The following is a 1,475-nucleotide window of genomic DNA, read 5'->3' as shown; positions in this document are numbered from 1 at the left end:
AGGTCGAACCGGTTGACGGTGACCGAGCCGCCCAGGGACTGGGTGGCGTAGTTGAAGATGCCGAAGCGGTAGCCCATGAAGAACTGCCAGGCGTTGCCCATCGTGAAGGCGGGGCCGAAGGAGGTGAAGTTCACCCCGTCGGTGCTGTAGGAGAACTTGGCCTGGCGGCCGCTGCCGGGCCGGATGTCGGCGTTGACCCGCAGCCAGATCCGGCCGCCGGACACCGAGGTGGAGGCCACCTCGCTGCCGGTGGAGGTGGTCTGCCAGCTGCTGTTCATGGTCAGGTTGTTGGTCGCGACGAGCCGGGTCTGGCCGTTGTCGCGCCGGACGCCGATCCAGGCCGAGGAGTCGCGCAGCATCGCCAGCCCCGCCCGGTCGCCGTCGCGCATCTGGGAGTAGTCCAGCTGGATCGTCGCCGTGGAGGACGGCCCGAGGATGCGGTGGGTGAGGGTGTTGCGGGCCGAGTACAGGTCGTTGGTCACGGTGGCGGTCTGCAGCTTCAGCCCGCTGCCGACGCTGAACTTGGTGGTGTCGGGGTTGTGGTTCCACTCCCACTCCGGCCCGAGCTGCGAGCCGGTGAAGGTGTCGGTCCCACCGGGGGACTTCACCTGACGCGGCGGACGCGGCACGTTCGGGTAGGGGTAGGAGGCGCCCCAGCCGCCGTTGACGGTCGTGATGGTGGGCCAGCCGTCAGAGGTCCAGGTGACGGGGGCCAGGACGGGGATCCGGCCGCCGGGGTAGGCGTCCTGGAAGGCCATGTAGTACCACGCGCCGTTCTGGGTCTGCACGAGTCCGCCCTGGTGCGGCACGCCGCCGCCGGAGACCGGGCCGGACATGTTCAGCAGGACCTGGCGCATCTCGTACGGGCCGAAGGGGCCGTTGGTGGACTTCAGGATGTACTGCCCGTTGGCGGGCTTGGTGACGAAGATGTAGTAGTTCCCGTTGCGCTTGTACATCCGCGAGCCTTCCAGCGTGCCGACGCTGGAGGGGGTGGAGAACACCTGCTGGCTGCGGACCTCGCTCTTGCCGTCGGCCGACAGCTGGGCGACGCTGATCTGCGTGTTGCCGTAGGCGACGTACATCGTGTCGTTGTCGTCGACGAGCAGGCCGGCGTCGTAGTAGCACTTGTTGATCGTGGTGTGCCGGTTCCACGGGCCTTCGACGGAGGTGGCGGTGTAGATGTAGGTCTTGCTGAAGTCGATGCAGCCGCCCCAGTAGAAGGTCTTGTTGCTGGGCCGGTAGTTCAGGAACGACGCCCAGATGCCGTTGACGTAGCCGCGGCCGCCGTTGAGGTCGTACTTGTTGCCGAAGTCGAGCTTGGGCACCGAGTGGCCGGCGTACTCCCAGTGCACCAGGTCATAGGAGCGCAGGACCGGCGCGCCGGGCGAGTAGTGCATCGTGGAGGCGGAGTAGTAGTAGGTGTCGCCGACCCGGATGATGTCGATGTCGGCGAGGTCGTCCCACAGCACCGGGTT

General features: G+C 67.1%; 1 protein-coding gene. It reads right to left on the bottom strand.

Going from position 1 to position 1,475, the window contains the following annotated elements; translation table 11 throughout:
- Nucleotides 1–1,475: glycoside hydrolase family 43 protein (locus F5972_RS36780; RefSeq protein ID WP_150940773.1), on the bottom strand; the 1,475-nt coding region annotated here is incomplete at both ends.

It is taken from the genome of Microbispora cellulosiformans, assembly GCF_008728085.1.
GTDB classification, from domain to species: Bacteria; Actinomycetota; Actinomycetes; order Streptosporangiales; family Streptosporangiaceae; genus Microbispora; species Microbispora amethystogenes.
This window is presented reverse-complemented; position numbering and strand designations above follow the sequence as displayed.